Origin of the sequence: Sphingomonas yabuuchiae, from assembly GCF_014199595.1 — a bacterium.
GTDB classification, from domain to species: Bacteria; Pseudomonadota; Alphaproteobacteria; order Sphingomonadales; family Sphingomonadaceae; genus Sphingomonas; species Sphingomonas yabuuchiae.
This window is the reverse complement of record NZ_JACHNX010000003.1, coordinates 210,814-227,095: the sequence shown is the minus strand read 5'-3', so window position 1 is coordinate 227,095 and position 16,282 is coordinate 210,814. Positions and strand designations below refer to the sequence as shown.

The following is a 16,282-nucleotide window of genomic DNA, read 5'->3' as shown; positions in this document are numbered from 1 at the left end:
GAATTTTCATGCGCGCTGAAGCGCAGGCTCATGTCGACAAGATCAAGGACGCCCTGGAGCTGCTGCGCCGCTTCCTCGACTGGGACCGCGCATTGCGTCGCCTGGACGAGCTGAACGCGCGCGTCGAGGACCAGGCCCTGTGGAACGACCCCAAGCAGGCGCAGGAGGTGATGCGCGAGCGTCGCCGCCTGGACGAGGCCATCACCGCCACCCGCGCGATCGAGAACGAGCTGTCGGGCACGGTCGAGTTGATCGAGCTGGCCGAGATGGAGGGCGACGAGGATCTCGAGAAGGAAGCCGTCGCCAGCCTGGGCGAACTCGCCAAGAAGGCCGAGGCCGACAAGATCAAGGCGCTGTTGGCCGGTGAAGCCGATGCCAATGACAGCTATATCGAGATCAACGCGGGCGCGGGCGGAACCGAGAGCCAGGACTGGGCCGGGATGCTCCAGCGCATGTACACGCGCTGGGCCGAGCGGCACGGCATGAAGGTCGAGCTGATCGACTATCATGCGGGCGAACAGGCCGGGATCAAGTCGGCGACCCTGCTGGTCAAGGGCGAGAACGCCTATGGCTATGCCAAGGTCGAATCGGGCGTGCACCGGCTGGTGCGGATCAGCCCGTATGATTCGGCCGCGCGTCGCCACACCAGCTTTTCGAGCGTCTGGGTCTATCCGGTGATCGACGACAATATCGAGGTCGAGATCAACGAGAGCGAGTTGCGCATCGACACCTACCGCGCATCGGGCGCGGGCGGTCAGCACATCAACACCACCGACTCGGCGGTGCGTATCACCCACCTGCCGACCGGCATCGTGGTGCAGTGCCAGAACCAGCGTTCGCAGCACAAGAACAAGGCCGAGGCCTATAACCAGCTTCGCGCCCGCCTGTACGAGCGTGAGCTGGCCGAGCGCGAAGCCGTGGCCAATGCCGAGAATGCGACCAAGACCGATATCGGCTGGGGCCACCAGATCCGGTCCTACGTGCTCCAGCCCTATCAGCTGGTGAAGGACCTGCGCACCGGCACGACCTCGACCGCGCCGGGCGACGTGCTTGACGGCGATCTCGATGCCTTCATGGCGGCGGCCCTGTCGCAGCGCGTGACCGGCGAGGCGGTCGCGGTGGAGGATGTCGACTAAGATGCGTGTCCGGGGGGCGGGGCCCTTGATGGCGGCGGCGGCCCTCGTCATCGCGCTGGGGGGCGTGGTGGCGGCGTGCGACGGCTCGAAGCCGCTGATCCAGCAGCGCGACGACGGGGACGACGACAAGGTCGGCCCGTTCCCGGCGGCGGACCGGCCGGTCGCCGACGTCGTCTCGTCGCGCTGGTCGAGCGAGGATGCGCGCGACCGCCTGCGCGAGGCGGATCAGGTCATGGACCGGGCGAAAATCCGCCCCGGCATGACGGTGGCCGATATCGGCGCGGGTGAGGGTTATTACACCGTCCGCCTGGCGCAGCGGGTCGGCAAGACCGGCCGCGTACTGGCCGAGGATATCGTCGCCGCGTGGCGCGACCGGCTGGCCGAGCGTGTCTCGCGCGAGCGGCTGGACAATGTCAGCGTCCGGCTGGGCGAGCCCGCCGACCCCAAGCTGCCACCCACCAGCTTTGACCGCGTTCTCATGGTCCATATGTATCATGAGATCGAGCAGCCCTATGAGTTCCTGTGGCGGCTGTTCCCCGCGCTGAAGTCCGACGGGCTGGTCGTGGTGGTCGATGCCGATCGCCGGACCAAGGCGCATGGCACGCCGCCCGCGCTGCTGAAATGCGAGTTCGAAGCGGTCGGCTTCACCCAGGTGTCGATTGAGAACATGCCCTCGGCGGGCGGCTATCTGGCGACCTTCCGCGCGACCGGCCCGCGTCCCGATCCCAAGGCGATCCGTCCCTGCCGGATGAAGGATAACCAGGGCGGGTAGTCCTGCTCCTCATTCCTCCCCTGCAAGGGGAGGGGGACCATGCGCAGCATGGTGGAGGGGTGTCACCCTATCGAGAGCGGGACACCCCTCCGTCAGGCCTGACGGCCTGCCACCTCCCCTTGCAGGGGAGGAATAGACCTATTGATCAGTCACCGTCGCCACGACAAAATTGGAACATGACAGCTTTGTCATGTATTGATCCCGTATCGGCCCCGCCTGGTGCCGATAGACCACCGGCCAGCATAAGCCGGGGTCCCGCAGAAGGAGATGATGATGAACATGCTTTTGATCGCCGGGCTCGCGCTCGGCGGTGTTGTGGCCTCCGACGGGGCGCTCGAACACCGTGTCCAGCTCGACCATCATTCGGGACCGGTCGCGGTCCGCTACAGCGCCGATGTCGGCGTGACCCATAAGCAGATCGGCGCGGTGACGACCGGCGGCCGTCCCTCGACGCTGCGGTGCCTGTGGAGCGCCAATGTCACGGTCCACCGCGAAGCGCGTGGGCCCAGCGGCACGGCGCTGATGCGCAGCGCGGCGCAGGATCGCGTGATCGAGGGTAGCCGCCCCGGCTGGTGCAGCACCAACCGCAACGCCATCGCGCAGGAAGTGGCCCGGCGTCACGACGCGGTGCGCGACCACCTTCAGGCCGTGGCGCAGGAAGACCATGGCCTGCTACGCGCCGAGATGGATCGCCTGCATGCCGAGACGCGCGCCGGATGAGCTTGCGTATCATTGCCTTGGGTGTCGTATTGGGCACCAGCATCGCCTCGCCGCTCCTCGCGCAGGAGCGGCCTTCGATTGGCGTCGAGGTGAACAGCGACGAGAATCGCCGGGGCCTGAGCTGGAGCGGGGGGCGGGTATCGCCCTCCGCCGATATCTTTGCGACGAGCGGACCGTTCGAGGCGAGCGGCCGGATCGTGGCGCTTCGTGAATCGGCGCGGCATGGCGGCGCGGGGGTGGTCGGCGACCTGAGTCTCGGCGCCTCCACCCTGCTGGGCCCGGTGACGGTGCGCGGACGCGTGACCGGCCATCTGTTCGGCGGGGCGGGCTTCAATGCCGATTATGTCGAACTGGGCGGGTCGGCGGCCTATACGCTGGGTCCGGTACAGGTCGATGCGGGCGCGGACTATGCACCGTCGCAAAGCGCGATCGGCGGCGACAATCTCTATCTTCATGCCGGAGCCCAGGCGGGCATACCGGGCACGCCCTGGACGCTGCTGGCCGGGCTCGGCCACTCTTCCGGCAAGACCGACGATCCCTTCCGTGCCGCGCGGCTTCGTCCCGGTGGCGATTATAGCGACTGGCGGGTCGGGGTGAAGCATGTCACCGGGCCGGTGACTCTGGGTCTGGACTATGTCGGCACCGACGTGTCGGAGCGGGCGGCCTCCGCCTTTCCGCTGGCCGATGCGCGGCATTCGGGCGACCGGATTGTCGGGCGGGTGCGCTTCGGGTTCTGAGGCGCGCTCATAGCTGCGCCATAGGCTCTCCCCTCCCGCAGGCGGGAGGGGATGGGGAGGGCTTCTCCCCACGCGATGTCGCCCATGGCCTGGACTCTGATGGCCTGAAATGGACCTACCCCTCCCCTTCAGGGGAGGGGCCGGGGGTGGGGCGCTTCCGCAAGCGCGGCGTTCGTGGAAAGGCCCCACCCCAACCCCTCCCCTGAAGGGGAGGGGCTTTCAGAGCAGTCCATGCTCCCGCAGGCTGACGACCGCGCCCCCGCCCAGAATCAGGTGGTCAAGCAGCATCACGTCCAGCGCCGCCAGCCCTTGCGCCAGCCGCCGGGTCAATGACAGGTCGGCGGCGCTGGGGCGGGTATCCCCATCGGGGTGGTTGTGCGCGATCAGCACCGCGCTTGCCTCCATCAGGATCGCATCGCGGGCGATCCGGGCGACCGGGACCGTCACCGAATCATGGCGGCCCGCGACATGGCGCAAGCCCAACAGCATCCGTTCCGAACCCAGATAGGCGATCCCCATCGCCTCCTTGTCCCCACGATCCAGCCCGCCGAACAAGGCCAGCGCGTCACGACGCGTGGCGATGCGGAGGGGAGGGCGGGGCAAGCGGTACACGACCAGCCCTGCATCATGCTGAGCGCCGACACAGCTTTATCCCGCGCCGATCCGGTTCGGCTTGGCGGGAACGGCGCACGGCGCTAGGCCCGGGGCATGCGGCAATATCTCGATCTCATGGACCGGGTCCTGACCCAGGGCGTGCAGCAGATGGACCGGACCGGCACCGGCACGCTGTCGGTCTTCGGCCACCAGATGCGGTTCGACCTGGCCCGGGGCTTTCCGGCCCTGACCACCAAGAAGCTTCACCTGCGCTCGATCATCGTCGAGCTTTTGTGGTTCCTGCGCGGCGACACCAATGTCCGCTGGCTTCAGGATCGCCGGGTGAGCATCTGGGACGAATGGGCCGACGAGCAGGGCGATCTCGGCCCCGTCTATGGCAAGCAGTGGCGCGACTGGGCGACGGCCGATGGCCGCCATATCGACCAGATCGCCGAGCTGGTGGAGCAGATCCGCACCCAGCCCGCCTCGCGCCGCCAGATCGTGTCCGCCTGGAACCCCGGCGATCTGCACGCCATGGCGCTGGCCCCGTGCCACTGCCTGTTCCAGACCCATGTCGCGAACGGCCGCCTGTCGCTGCAACTCTATCAGCGGTCGGCCGACATCTTCCTGGGCGTGCCGTTCAACATCGCCTCCTATGCGCTGCTGACCCATATGCTGGCGCAGCAATGCGATCTGGAAGTCGGCGAGTTCATCTGGACCGGCGGCGACTGCCATCTTTACCTGAACCATCTGGAGCAGGCCAAGACCCAGCTGGGTCGCGAGCCGGGCGTGCTGCCGCGCCTGGAAATCCTGCGCCGCCCGGATGCCATCGACGGTTATGAGCCCGAGGATTTCGTGCTGCACGACTATGTCGCGCAACCCCATATCAAGGCGCCGGTCGCGATATGATCACGCTGGTCCTCGCCCGCGCGCGCAACGGGGTGATCGGGCGCGATGGCGGCTTGCCCTGGCACCTGCCCGCCGATCTCAAGCGGTTCAAGGCGCTGACCATGGGCAAGCCGATGATCATGGGCCGCAAGACCTTCGACAGTTTTCCCGCCCCGCTGCCGGGTCGGCGGCATATCGTCCTGACCCGCGACCGCGCTTGGAGCGCACCGGGTGCCGAGGTGGCGCACGACGTCGCGGGCGCGCTTGCACTGGCGGGCGAGGGGCCGGTGGCGGTGATCGGGGGGGCGGAAATCTTCGACCTGTTCCGCGACATCGCCGACCGGGTGGAATTGACCGAGGTCAATATCGATGCCGACGGAGATGTCGTCGTCGCCCCGTTTTCCGATTGGCGCGAAGTCGAGCGGCAGGATCATCCCGCTTCGGATGACCGTCCATCCTATTCTTTTGTGACACTGGAGCGATGACAGAAGGGTGCATTCTTCACTGAAGCTGACCATTTTGCGAAAAATATTTCGGCCCGTCTTCATTTGTTGATCCGACATACCTAAACTCATTCTCGGATAAAGAATTGCGGCATTCACCGCATTCGTCTTGGCAGCGGGCAGTGTCGGATGATCATCGACGGGGGGAATGCGCGGGGGCGTCGGGCGGGCAGTGATCCGGTCGGCATCCTGGACGCCAGTCACGAGGCGGTCGCGTTCCTCGATCGGCATCGACTGGACCGGACGACCACCAGCTACGCGCTGGCGTTGCAGGCGGTCCTTCACCCCTATGGCCCACTGGGCGGTGAGGTGGCGCGGCGGACCGATGGCGGTATCCGCCTGACCGAAGACGATGTCCGCGAACTGATGCCGTTGGTCCGCGAGCATGAGGTCGCCGATCTCGGGCTCGGCCGAATCCAGATGGAGCGGGACCTGGGCGAACAGGCCGAGACGCTGGAGGCGCTGACCTCTGACGCCAGGGCGATCACCGGCGATTTCTCGCATCAGGTCGCGGCGCTCTCCCATGCACACCGCAGCAATGATGTCGGCCCCGACACTCGCGCCATCGCCACGCTGCTCGAACAGTTGATCGCCCGCATTTCCAAGACCGAACGCGATCTGGAGGAACTGGCGGGCAATATTGCGGGCCTGCGCTCCCGGATGGAGCCCGGCGAGACCGACGATCGGATCGACCAGTTGACCGGCGTCACCAGCCGGACCGGTGCGCAGGCGATGGTCGAGCGGCTGGCCAACGAGCCGCATGGATATGTGCTGGCAGCGTGCAGCCTGGACGATCTGGAGGGGATCAACGAGCGTTATGGGCGTTCGGTCGCCGACAACGTCCTGCGCGCGTTCGTCGCCACGCTGCGCCAATCCTGCGAGGGGACGGAGATCATCCGCTGGCAGGGCAATCTGTTCCTGATCGTGCTGCGCGGGCGACCCTTGTCCACGCTGGCGGGCATGATGGAGGATGCGCGCGTCGCCATGCGCGAACGGACGCTGCGCCTGCGCGGATCGGGGGAGCCGATCGGGGCCGTCACCATGTCGGGCGGCGTCGCGGTCGGTGTCGGCGTGCCGTTGGAGGAGGTGCTGACGCGCGCCGACATGCTGCGCGATCTGGCGAGCGGGGGCCTCGGCAATCGCATCCTGTCGCGCGCCTAGCCAATTCGGTGAGGCCTGTTATAGCGCGCGGTCATGCAGCGAGTTGACGGCGCGGGGCCCATCCCGGCGCATCTGGCGGGCGGAATCGTCGCGCTGGGCAATTTCGACGGGTTCCATCTGGGGCATCAGGCGGTGGTCGGTGCCGCCGTCGCCCGTGCGCGTGCCGAAGGGCGGCCAGCGCTGGTCGCCACCTTCGACCCGCATCCGATCCGTTACTTCAAGCCCGACGCCGCGCCCTTCCGCCTGACCACGCTCGACCAGCGCGAGCGGCTGTTCGCGGCGGCGGGCGTGGATGCGATGGTGGTGTTCGGTTTCGACACCGACCTTGCGGCACTGTCGGCGGAGGATTTCGTGCAAGCGCGCCTGCTGGGCGCCTTGCGGGTCGGCGGTGTGGTGACGGGCGAGGACTTCACCTTCGGCCGCGCGCGCAGCGGCGATGTGACGTCCCTGCGCGCCTGGGGCCGGACGCAGGGCTTTTCGACCGATGCGGTGGCGCCGGTGATGCTGGACGGCGAGACGATCTCGTCCAGCCGGATTCGCGCCGCGCTGACGGCGGGCGATCCCGAGACGGCGGCGCGGTTGCTGACCCGGCCCTATACGATCCAGGGCGTGGTGCAGCATGGCGACAAGCTGGGCCGCACCATCGGCTATCCGACCGCCAATCTCGACATGGGCGAATATCTGCGCCCGGCTTACGGCATCTATGCGGTGCGCGGGCGGCTGGACGACGGCCAGGTGCTAGACGGGGCCGCCAATCTGGGCATCCGCCCCCAGTTCGATCCGCCCAAGGAATTGCTGGAGCCGCATTTCTTTGATTTCGGCGGCGACCTGTACGGGCAGCGCCTGTCGGTCGAGCTGATCGACTATCTGCGGCCCGAGGCGAAGTTCGATTCGCTCGATGCGCTGGTCACGCAGATGGACGCCGACTGCGCGCGTGCGCGCGAAATACTGTCGTCGCATAATCCGGCATGACGTGTTAACCTAAAGTCGTTAAGGGCGTGTCCCCTATGAGCGACGCGCCCGATTACCGCGACACCGTCTTCCTGCCGAAGACCGATTTCCCCATGAAGGCGGGACTTGCCGCCAAGGAACCGGCGATCCTGGATCGCTGGGCCAAGATGGGGCTGTACGACCGCCTGCGCCGTGAGCGTGGCGGGCGTGAGCGGTTCATCCTGCACGACGGCCCGCCTTATGCGAATGGCGACATTCACATGGGCCATGCGCTCAACAAGGTGCTGAAGGACATCATCGTCCGTTCGCAGACCCTGATGGGCAAGGACGCGCCCTATGTCCCCGGCTGGGACTGTCACGGCCTGCCGATCGAGTGGAAGGTCGAGGAGGCGTATCGCGCCAAGAAGCTGAACAAGGACGAGGTGCCCGTCGCGCAGTTCCGCGCCGAGTGCCGCGCCTATGCCGACACCTGGGTCGGCACGCAAAAGGCGCAGTTCGAGCGGCTGGGCGTGATGGGCGACTGGGCCAATCCGTACCTGACCATGACCTATGACGCCGAGGCGGTGATCGCGGGCGAGCTGCTGAAGTTCGCCGAATCGGGCCAGCTCTATCGCGGCGCCAAGCCGGTCATGTGGTCGCCGGTCGAAAAGACCGCGCTGGCCGAAGCCGAGGTCGAATATGAAGACATCGTCTCGACCCAGATCGATGTCGGGTTCGAGGTCGCATCGTGCCCCGAATATCCCGATCTGGTCGGCGCGCTGGCGGTCATCTGGACCACCACCCCCTGGACGATCCCGGTCAACCAGGCGCTGAGCTATGGCGAGGCGATCGACTATCTGCACTTCGAGTGCGGCGGCCGTCGCTATCTGGTCGCCGAGCCGCTGTTGCCCGCCTTCACCAAGCGGACCGGCATCGCGATGGAGGGCTTCATCGCGCTGGCCAAGGGGCCGGTGCTGGAGGGCGCGACCGCGCTTCACCCGATGCACAAGCTGGGCGGATTCTTCGCCAAGCCCCGGCCGTTCCTGGCGGGCGAGTTCGTCACGACCGACGCCGGTACCGGCCTCGTCCATATGGCTCCCGATCACGGCGAGGACGACTTCCTGCTGTGCAAGGCGCACGGCATCGACCCGGTCTTCGCGGTGCAGGCCGACGGCACCTATCGCCCCGACTGGGCATGGCTGGGCGGCCAGGGCAGCGTCATCAACAAGAAGTTCGTCTCCGCCGATGGCCCGATCTGTGCGGACCTGCGCGAGGCCGGTGCGCTGCTGTCCGCCTCGGACGATTTCCAGCACAGCTATCCGCATAGCTGGCGCTCCAAGGCCAAGGTCATCTTCCGCGCGACGCCGCAATGGTTCATCCCGATGGACCGCGCCGACACCACGCTGATCCCCGATCTGGCGATGGCCAATGTCGATCCCATCTCGGGTGTGACGCCGCTGCTCACCGTGCCGCTGGGCAATGGCGCGACGCTGCGCCAGACCGCGCTGGACGCGATCGAGCGCACCCGCTGGGTGCCCGAGCGCAGCCGCAACCGCATCCGTTCGATGGTGGAAGGGCGTCCCGACTGGGTCATCAGCCGCCAGCGCGCCTGGGGCGTGCCGATCGCGCTCTATGTGAACCGCCAGACCGGCGAATATCTCGCCGACAAGGCGGTCAATGCCCGCATCCTCGACGCTTTCCGCGCGGGAGGGGCCGATGCGTGGTTCACCGCCGATCACCAGGCGCTGCTGGGTGCGGACTACAACCTCGCCGATTTCGAGCCGGTCAACGACATCCTGGACGTGTGGTTCGACTCCGGCTCGACCCATGCCTTCGTGATCGAGGCGCGCTATGGCGAGGGCACGCGCGCGAACCTGTATCTCGAAGGCTCGGACCAGCATCGCGGCTGGTTCCAGTCGTCGCTGCTCGAGTCGTGCGGCACGCGCGGTCGTGCGCCTTACGACGCGGTGCTGACTCATGGATTCGCGCTCGACGGGCAGGGGCGCAAGATGTCCAAGTCGCTGGGCAATGTCGTCGACCCGCTGAAGATCATCGGCGAGTCGGGTGCCGACATCCTGCGCATCTGGACCGCCTCGACCGATTATTTCGAGGATGTCCGCATCGGCAAGGAGGTGCTGGCCACCGCCTCGGACAGCTATCGCAAGCTGCGCAACACCTTCCGCTATATGCTGGGCGCGCTCGACGGGTTCAGCGAGGAAGAGCGCATCTCGTTCGATGCGATGCCCGAACTGGAGCGTTATGTCCTGGCACGTCTGACCGCGCTCGACACCGAGCTGCGCCGCGCGGCCGAGGCTTTCGAGTTCAACCGCTATCTCCGTGCGCTGACCGATTTCGCGAATGAGGACCTGTCGGCCTTCTTCTTCGATATCCGCAAGGACTCGCTCTATTGCGATGCGGCGACCGATCCCAAGCGTCGCAGCTATCGCACCGTGCTCGATATCCTGTTCCATGCGCTGGTCCGCTATGCCGCGCCGATCTTGTGCTTCACCGCCGAGGAAGTGTGGCAGTCGCGCTTCCCGTCGGAGGATGGCTCGGTCCATCTGCTCGAATGGCCGGAACTGCCGCAGCTGGGCGAGGATGAGGCGCTGATGGCGCGCTGGACCGAGATCCGTGGGCTTCGCGCACAGGTGACCGAGGCGATCGAGCCGCTGCGCCGCGAAAAGACCGTGCGTTCGTCCAACGAGGCGGAGGTGACGGTCCCGTCGCTGCCGCTGGAGCCGCACGCGCTGGCCGAGGCGTTCATCGTCGCCGATGTCAGCCTGGCCGAGACGGTCGGCGTGACCCGTACCGAGAAGCACAAATGCGGTCGCTGCTGGCGTCACTTGCCCGACGTTTCGGCGGACGGCGAGCTGTGCGGCCGTTGTGCCGAGGTGGTCGCGCATGGCTAATCTGCCCAAGCGTGGACTGGTGACGGCGCTGGCGCTGTTCCTGGTCGATCAGATCATCAAATGGGCGGTGACTGGGCCGATGGGCCTGCGTTCGCTCGGTGACGTTCGTGAGATCGTACCGATCTTCAACCTGCGTTTCGTGCCCAATTACGGCATCTCGCTGGGTCTGCTGACCGCCGACAGCAACGCGTCGCGCTGGGCGTTGGTGGCGATGACCGGGGCGATCGCGCTGGCGGTGGCCTTCTGGATGACGCGTGAGCGCAATCCGGTGGACCAGGTCGCACTCGGCTGTGTGCTGGGCGGTGCGCTGGGCAATATCCTCGACCGGGTGCGCTTCGGTTATGTCGTCGACTTCGCCGATCTGCACTTCGGCGAGTGGCGTCCCTTTTTGGTCTTCAATGTCGCCGATGCAGCGATTACGATAGGCGTTCTGGTTTTGCTGGCCCGCGCGCTTCTCGTGCGCGACCGGCCCGCTCCCGTGGAGAAGAGCAATGCGTAAGTTGGTGCCCGTCATCGCAGGTCTGTCCTGCGCCGCGTTGCTGACGGGATGTGGGGCCGGGCGTGGCCTGGACCGGGCGCGCCCCGACGAATTCGCCGTCGCGCGCCAGCCCTCGCTGGTGATCCCGCCCGACTTCGCGCTGGTCCCGCCGCAGCCGGGCGCCGCCCCCGTCCAGACCCGCAGCGGCCAGCAGCAGACGCTGGACGCGCTGTTCGGCGGTCAGGCGGCGCGCAGCCAGTCGGAATATGGCCTGGTGCAGAATGCCGGGGCCGATAGCGCCGATACGGGCATCCGCTCGTCGGTCGGCGATCCCGGCACCAACGTCGTCGACAAGGGCGCGACGACCCGCGACATCGTCGCCGCCCCCGAAGGCGACGGCCAGGACGCACGCGCCGCCACCAAGTGACGCCGTACAAGGGTTAGGAAAAGGGCCGGGGGCGGATCGCCTGTCCGGCCCTTTTTTGCATGCCGATCGGGCAGGCGCCCCCTCCCCCTTCAGGGGAGGGGCCGGGGGTGGGGCGCTTCCGCAGGCGTAGCGTTTGTGGCGGTGCCCCACCCCAACCCCTCCCCTGAAAGGGAGGGGCTAACCTTGTATCAAACGCATCTCGCCTGGTGATTTACGCCCCGGGCACCGGCGCGCCGCCTTCGCCGCCCGCGTTTGGCGCGGGCTCCGGCCCCATCTTGAAGCGCACCCGGTCGACACAGCCGGTATAGCCCTGCGGGCTGCTCGGCAGCTTGGCGTCGCGGATCATGCCCAGCGCCTGCGTCCCGAACTCGTCGGAGGGTTGGGCCGCGATGACCCTCAGATTGCCTGTCTGGCCCCAGGGCGCGACGTCATAGCCGATGACCGCCCAGCCCTCGATCGAGCGGCGACGATAGGGTTCGGGAAAGCGAAGCTGTGGCGGCACGGCCCAGCCATGCTCATCGGGGCAGTTGCCCGCGAGCTTGGTGGCGCGGATCGCCTCGGGCATGTCGGGGGCGGGCAGCTTGGCCGCGGCCCGCCAATAGGGATAGAGGCAGCCGGTCTTCGCCCCCTTGGTAAAGCGCGATTCGCGGATCGCCTTCAGCGCGGCGGTATCCAGTGCCCGGTTGCCGGTGCCCGCCAGCAGCGCCGCGCCACGCGTCCGCCCGCCCGCATCAAGGTCATAGCGGATCATCGACCAGTCCTGCACGCCAGGCGTGGCGGTGATGGTCGCGAAGTCGGGGAAATGCCGTTCGAGCGGTTGGGGCTGGGGGTTGGTCAAGCAGTCGCCAGCCGCCTCGCGGATCCGCTGCCATCCTTCGTCCGGCAGCGGCCCCGATATCGGGTGGACCGTATAGGCCATCAGTTCCTGCGCATCCGCCGCCGTCAGGGCGCTGCCGCGCCTCACATAGGTGACGGAGCAATCCTGGTGCGGCGACCGGGCGGCAAAGCGGCTGGCGGCGAGCGCGGGTGCGACATCCTCGGACTGCGGCACATAGGCCGTCGTCTCTCGGGTCAGCGAGACCGGACGACCGCTCGGGTCGATTGTGAAGCGGATGGTCACGGCGCGCTGCGTCTCATTGCCGCTCCAACCCAGCTGGTTCCAAGGCCGCCGGATCGGCTGTCCCGTCACGGCCACGCCGTTGCAGCGTATCTCGCCCGGCATCCACTGGATCAGCACCCGACCGGAGCCACCGGGCTTGACCGGCACAATGGGGAGCGCGTTCTGGAGCGACCAGGCCGCCGCCGACGGAACGACAAGCGCGGACAACAGGCCGAAGGACAGGGCAGCGTGGCGGAACCGGATCATCGAACGCACTCCACGGCGACAGGGCGTCAGCTTAGGCGCGGGTTCGACGTGAGGCGAGGGGGCTTGTCCGTCGCTTCCATGGAAAAGGGCGGCGCCGTCACCGGCACCGCCCCTTCACCCCCGAAAAGCCATTATATCTTTTAGAAAGCGGCCGTCAGCGAGAACACCACCGTCGCATCCGAGATCGAGGCGCCCCCCGCCGTCTGATATTGCGAGAAGTTCGGCTGCAGATAGGCTGCCTTCGATTTGGTGATGTCGGTGTCGATGTACGAGACGTTGAAGGTCAGGTTCTTGTACGCCGCGACATCGGCGCCCAGCGACCAGTCCCAATAGCTGCCGGTCGGCGACAGGCTGGTGCCGTTGGGCCCCAGGCCCGGATTGCCCTTGGAATAGCCGATATGCGCCTTGGCGGTGATCGGCGTACCCGGAATGCCCGCCGCGCCGTCGCCGGTCAGGTAGACGTTATCCCAACGCTGGCCCCGGCTGTACGAGGTGTTGGAGAAGTTGCCGAGCGAGGTCTGCTTGGGCGCATAATAGGCACCGGCGGTCAGCGTCGCGGGGCCGGCGGTGCCCGACAGGCGGCCGAAGAACTCGACCACATCGGTTTCCGAGGCGCCACCCGGATAGGTGTACCAGGTCACGCCCGCATCGACGGTCGCGGAGCCGTATGTGTGCTTGTACCCGGCAATGCCGTCCAGTTCCATATTGGCGCCGCCGAACGTGCCCCAGCCCGCCAGGTTCGACGCGAAGGTGCCGATATAGAAGCCGCTTTCATGCGCGACGGTCAGTGCCGCCTGGACCGCGGCATTCTTGTTGGTCTGCGACACGCCGCGAAGGCGATAGTCGGTCAGGATCGCGGCGCTGCCGCTGACCGTGATCGGCGAGGGCGGCGCGGTATCCGCACCGGCGCTGTCCTGCGCAAAGGCGGGCGTCGCGGCGACCAGCGAGAGGCCGCCAAGGAGGATCGTGGAGAAGCGCATCGTTTCCCTTTCAAACGGAAATTCGATGTTCTCACCTGCAACCTCGCATCGGTGCGGCCTCTATGTGTCGGGTCAAACCCGGCGGACCGTCTGCCTTGCGAGTTGTGAAAGATTGGCAGGCCGTGGTGCGCTGCACAAGTATAATCGAACATAGACTGATGCTCGGATGACGCGATGTTGCGCAAATAACACAGATCAAGCATCGAGATTCTCGTGCCGCATCCCCGTCGGCAGCGATCGGATATGGATGTCGCGCTGGGGATAGGGCAGGCCGATTCCATGCTCCTTGAAGAGGAACCACAGGCGGTTGAGCACATCGGAACGGACATTGCCGACGCCGCTTTCCGGGTCGCTGATCCATGCCAGGATTTCGTGCTGAAGCGCATAATCGCCGAAGCTCATCAGCCAGACGGTCGGCTTGGGGCTTTTCAGGACGCGTGGTGATTCGCGCGCGGCGCGCAGCATCAATTCCTGGGCCAGCTTCAGGTCGTTGTCATAGGCGATGGAGACGGGGATGCGGACACGGACGTTGCGGTCGGAATAGGACCAGTTCTCCACCTCCTGCGTCATCAGATTCTCATTGGGAATCAGATGCTCCTTGCCGTCGCGGGTGATGATCGAGACGGCGCGCACGCCGATCTTGTTCACCCAGCCGATTTCGTTCTGGAGCGCGATGACGTCGCCCGGCTTGATCGAGCGGTCCATCAGCAGGATGATCCCGGCGATCAGATTGCCGATCGTCTTCTGAAGTCCGAAACCGATCGCGAGGCCGAAACCGCCCGAGAACAGCGCCAGGCTGGTCAGGTCGATCTCCAGCAGGTCCATCGCAAAGAAGAAGGCGATGACGACGATGGCGATGCTGGCGAGTTTCTGCGCCAGCAGCTTCTGCGTCGGGTCCAGCCCGCGGGCATGGCCGATCCACTGCTCGGTGATCCGGGTGACGGCGCGGGTGACGGCGAGGATCGCGACCACCGTGACAATCATCGTCACCAGCAGCATGACCGAGAATCGCCGCGACCCCACGGTAAAGCCGATCTGCTCGGCCAGGCGGGTGACCGGCTCGAGCCCGCCGATCTCGCGGCTGAACAGCGCCACGAAACAGACGATGGCAAAGACCCAGGCCAGCCAGCGCGGCAGGTTCAGTCCGCGCAACAGCTGGAACCCCGCCCGCGCCACCGACGCGCCCAGCGCCAGCCCGATCGGCACACCCGCCAGCGACTCCCAGGGCCAGATCGCGCCCAAGGTCATCAGCAGGAAGGCGGCGGCGCCGTGTCGGGTGATCGCGCAGATGCGGGCGTGCAGCGTCTCGCCCTGGGCGATGGCGAAACGCTGTACCATGGCGGCGATGGGCGGGCCGAGCTTGCGCCCCGCAACCACCCCGCCCGCCAGCATGGCGAGCGTCAGGACCGAGGCGACCGCCGCCTCAATGGCTTCGGCGCGGGTCGGCAGTTCGATGCCGCTCGCCTGAAGCCATTCGAACAGGGTCATCCGCGCGCGGCCCGGAAGCGGGCGAGCCCCCGGTCGAGATCGGCGATCAGGTCGTCGGTATCCTCCAATCCGATCTGCAGCCGGATCAGCGGCCCGGCGAACTCGCGGCTAGTTACGCTGCGATAACGATGCGGATCGGCGGGGATGGCCAGGCTCTCATACCCGCCCCAACTAAACCCCAGCCCGAAATGGACGAGCCCATCGAGCATCGCGGTGCGCGCGGCGTCGTTGCCGCCGTCGAGCACGAAGGCGAACAGTCCGCTCGACCCCAGGAAATCACGCGCGAAGACCTCATGGCCGGGGCAGGAGGGCAGGGCGGGGTGCAGCACCTGCGCCACGCCCGGCTGTTCGGCGAGCCACTTGGCGATGGTCAGCGCGCTGGCCTGATGCTGGGCGAGGCGGACACCCATGGTGCGAAGCCCCCGGCTGCCCAGATAGGCGTCGTCGGGGCTGGCGACCTGACCCAGCTGGAAACTCGTGTCGCGAAGCGCCGCCCAGTGCGATGGCGCGGCCGTCACCGACCCCAGCATCGCGTCCGAATGGCCGACAATGTACTTGGTGCAGGCCAGCACCGTCAGGTCGACGCCCTTTGCGATCGCCGGGAAGAAGAGCGGCGTCGCCCAGGTGTTGTCGAGGATCGTGGTGATGCCTCTGGCCTTGGCGACGTCGACGATGGCGGGAATATCCTGCACCTCGAACGTCAGCGAGCCGGGGCTTTCGAGGAAGATCGCGCGGGTGGCCGGGCCGATCAGCTCGGCGATGCCCGCGCCGACCAGCGGATCATAGAAGCGCGTCGTGATCCCCATCCGCGCGAGCAAGCCGGTGGTCAGCCCACGCGTCGGGTCATAGGCGCTGTCGACCAGCAGCAATTCGTCGCCCGGCGACAGCACCGAAAGCAGCGCCGCCGCGATCGCCGCCACGCCCGATGGGTAGAGGAAGGTCGCCGCCCCCCCCGGCTCCAGGCTGGTCAGCGCATCGGCCAGCGACCACTGGGTCGGCAGGCCCTTGCGGCCGTAGAACAGCTTCTCGTGCAGATCGCCCGCACCGGTGGCGCGCATATGCGCGACATTGTCGTACAGCACCGTCGAGCCGCGCCAGACGGGGACGTTGACCACGCCCCTGGTCCATTCGGCGCGGCGGCCCGCCTGGACCAGACGGGTGGCGGGCTTGATGGGCAGGTCGTCGTCGGTCAT

The 16,282-nt window shown here is 67.0% G+C and carries 16 protein-coding genes; 11 read left to right on the top strand and 5 right to left on the bottom strand.

What is annotated here, in order from left to right; all coding sequences use genetic code 11:
* Positions 1 to 8: 8 nt before the first annotated feature.
* From prfB to GGQ89_RS06465, 4 genes are all read left to right on the top strand, one after another.
* Complete coding sequence (gene prfB, locus GGQ89_RS06480; protein WP_056436615.1) at positions 9 to 1,136, top strand: peptide chain release factor 2; 1,128 nt, start codon at positions 9 to 11, stop codon at positions 1,134 to 1,136.
* A 28-nt stretch (positions 1,137 to 1,164) separates the two neighbouring features.
* Positions 1,165 to 1,908: a class I SAM-dependent methyltransferase gene (locus GGQ89_RS06475; RefSeq protein WP_168371542.1), complete on the top strand. Its 744-nt coding sequence runs from the start codon at positions 1,165 to 1,167 to the stop codon at positions 1,906 to 1,908.
* A 273-nt stretch (positions 1,909 to 2,181) separates the two neighbouring features.
* A complete protein-coding gene (locus GGQ89_RS06470) occupies positions 2,182 to 2,628 on the top strand; it encodes a hypothetical protein (protein ID WP_184105000.1) in 447 nt (148 codons plus the stop codon).
* The gene (locus GGQ89_RS06465) at positions 2,625 to 3,365 is read left to right on the top strand and encodes a TorF family putative porin (protein ID WP_184104998.1); all 741 of its coding nucleotides are present in this window, start codon (positions 2,625 to 2,627) and stop codon (positions 3,363 to 3,365) included. Before GGQ89_RS06470 ends, GGQ89_RS06465 begins: the two co-directional genes overlap by 4 nt.
* Positions 3,366 to 3,584: 219 nt before the next feature.
* On the opposite strand, the gene GGQ89_RS06460 is transcribed toward GGQ89_RS06465, so the two are convergent.
* Complete coding sequence (locus GGQ89_RS06460) at positions 3,585 to 3,968, bottom strand: JAB domain-containing protein (protein WP_184104996.1); 384 nt, start codon at positions 3,966 to 3,968, stop codon at positions 3,585 to 3,587.
* A 105-nt stretch (positions 3,969 to 4,073) separates the two neighbouring features.
* On the opposite strand from GGQ89_RS06460, the gene GGQ89_RS06455 reads away from it, so the two are divergent.
* The 7 genes from GGQ89_RS06455 to GGQ89_RS06425 all read left to right on the top strand — a co-directional run bounded on the left by GGQ89_RS06455 (position 4,074) and on the right by GGQ89_RS06425 (position 11,255).
* Positions 4,074 to 4,868, top strand: a complete 795-nt coding sequence (locus GGQ89_RS06455; RefSeq protein ID WP_184104994.1) for a thymidylate synthase — start codon at positions 4,074 to 4,076, stop codon at positions 4,866 to 4,868.
* Positions 4,865 to 5,332 carry a dihydrofolate reductase gene (locus GGQ89_RS06450; RefSeq protein WP_184104992.1) on the top strand — a complete coding sequence of 156 codons (468 nt, stop codon included), beginning with the start codon at positions 4,865 to 4,867 and terminating at the stop codon, positions 5,330 to 5,332. Before GGQ89_RS06455 ends, GGQ89_RS06450 begins: the two co-directional genes overlap by 4 nt.
* A gap of 147 nt (positions 5,333 to 5,479) precedes the next feature.
* Complete coding sequence (locus GGQ89_RS06445; RefSeq protein ID WP_056436636.1) at positions 5,480 to 6,511, top strand: GGDEF domain-containing protein; 1,032 nt, start codon at positions 5,480 to 5,482, stop codon at positions 6,509 to 6,511.
* A 33-nt stretch (positions 6,512 to 6,544) separates the two neighbouring features.
* Complete coding sequence (locus GGQ89_RS06440) at positions 6,545 to 7,483, top strand: bifunctional riboflavin kinase/FAD synthetase (RefSeq protein ID WP_184104990.1); 939 nt, start codon at positions 6,545 to 6,547, stop codon at positions 7,481 to 7,483.
* A 35-nt stretch (positions 7,484 to 7,518) separates the two neighbouring features.
* Complete coding sequence (gene ileS, locus GGQ89_RS06435; protein ID WP_184104988.1) at positions 7,519 to 10,350, top strand: isoleucine--tRNA ligase; 2,832 nt, start codon at positions 7,519 to 7,521, stop codon at positions 10,348 to 10,350.
* Positions 10,343 to 10,849, top strand: coding sequence for a signal peptidase II (lspA, locus tag GGQ89_RS06430; RefSeq protein ID WP_184104986.1), 507 nt, complete (start codon positions 10,343 to 10,345; stop codon positions 10,847 to 10,849). The genes ileS and lspA overlap by 8 nt, the downstream gene beginning before the upstream one ends.
* Positions 10,842 to 11,255 (top strand): DUF3035 domain-containing protein, encoded by a 414-nt coding sequence (locus GGQ89_RS06425; RefSeq protein WP_056436649.1) that lies wholly within the window; start codon positions 10,842 to 10,844, stop codon positions 11,253 to 11,255. The genes lspA and GGQ89_RS06425 overlap by 8 nt, the downstream gene beginning before the upstream one ends.
* Positions 11,256 to 11,466: 211 nt before the next feature.
* Here the strand turns inward: GGQ89_RS06425 and GGQ89_RS06420 are convergent, their stop codons facing one another.
* From GGQ89_RS06420 to metC, 4 genes are all read right to left on the bottom strand, one after another.
* Positions 11,467 to 12,621 carry an energy transducer TonB gene (locus GGQ89_RS06420; RefSeq protein ID WP_240456529.1) on the bottom strand — a complete coding sequence of 385 codons (1,155 nt, stop codon included), beginning with the start codon at positions 12,619 to 12,621 and terminating at the stop codon, positions 11,467 to 11,469.
* 140 nt (positions 12,622 to 12,761) lie between these two features.
* A complete protein-coding gene (locus GGQ89_RS06415; protein ID WP_082442279.1) occupies positions 12,762 to 13,601 on the bottom strand; it encodes a TorF family putative porin in 840 nt (279 codons plus the stop codon).
* 195 nt (positions 13,602 to 13,796) lie between these two features.
* Positions 13,797 to 15,089, bottom strand: coding sequence for a mechanosensitive ion channel family protein (locus GGQ89_RS06410; RefSeq protein WP_184104984.1), 1,293 nt, complete (start codon positions 15,087 to 15,089; stop codon positions 13,797 to 13,799).
* Entirely contained in the window at positions 15,086 to 16,282 is a 1,197-nt protein-coding gene (gene metC / locus GGQ89_RS06405; protein ID WP_184104982.1) for a cystathionine beta-lyase, read from the bottom strand. The genes GGQ89_RS06410 and metC overlap by 4 nt, the downstream gene beginning before the upstream one ends.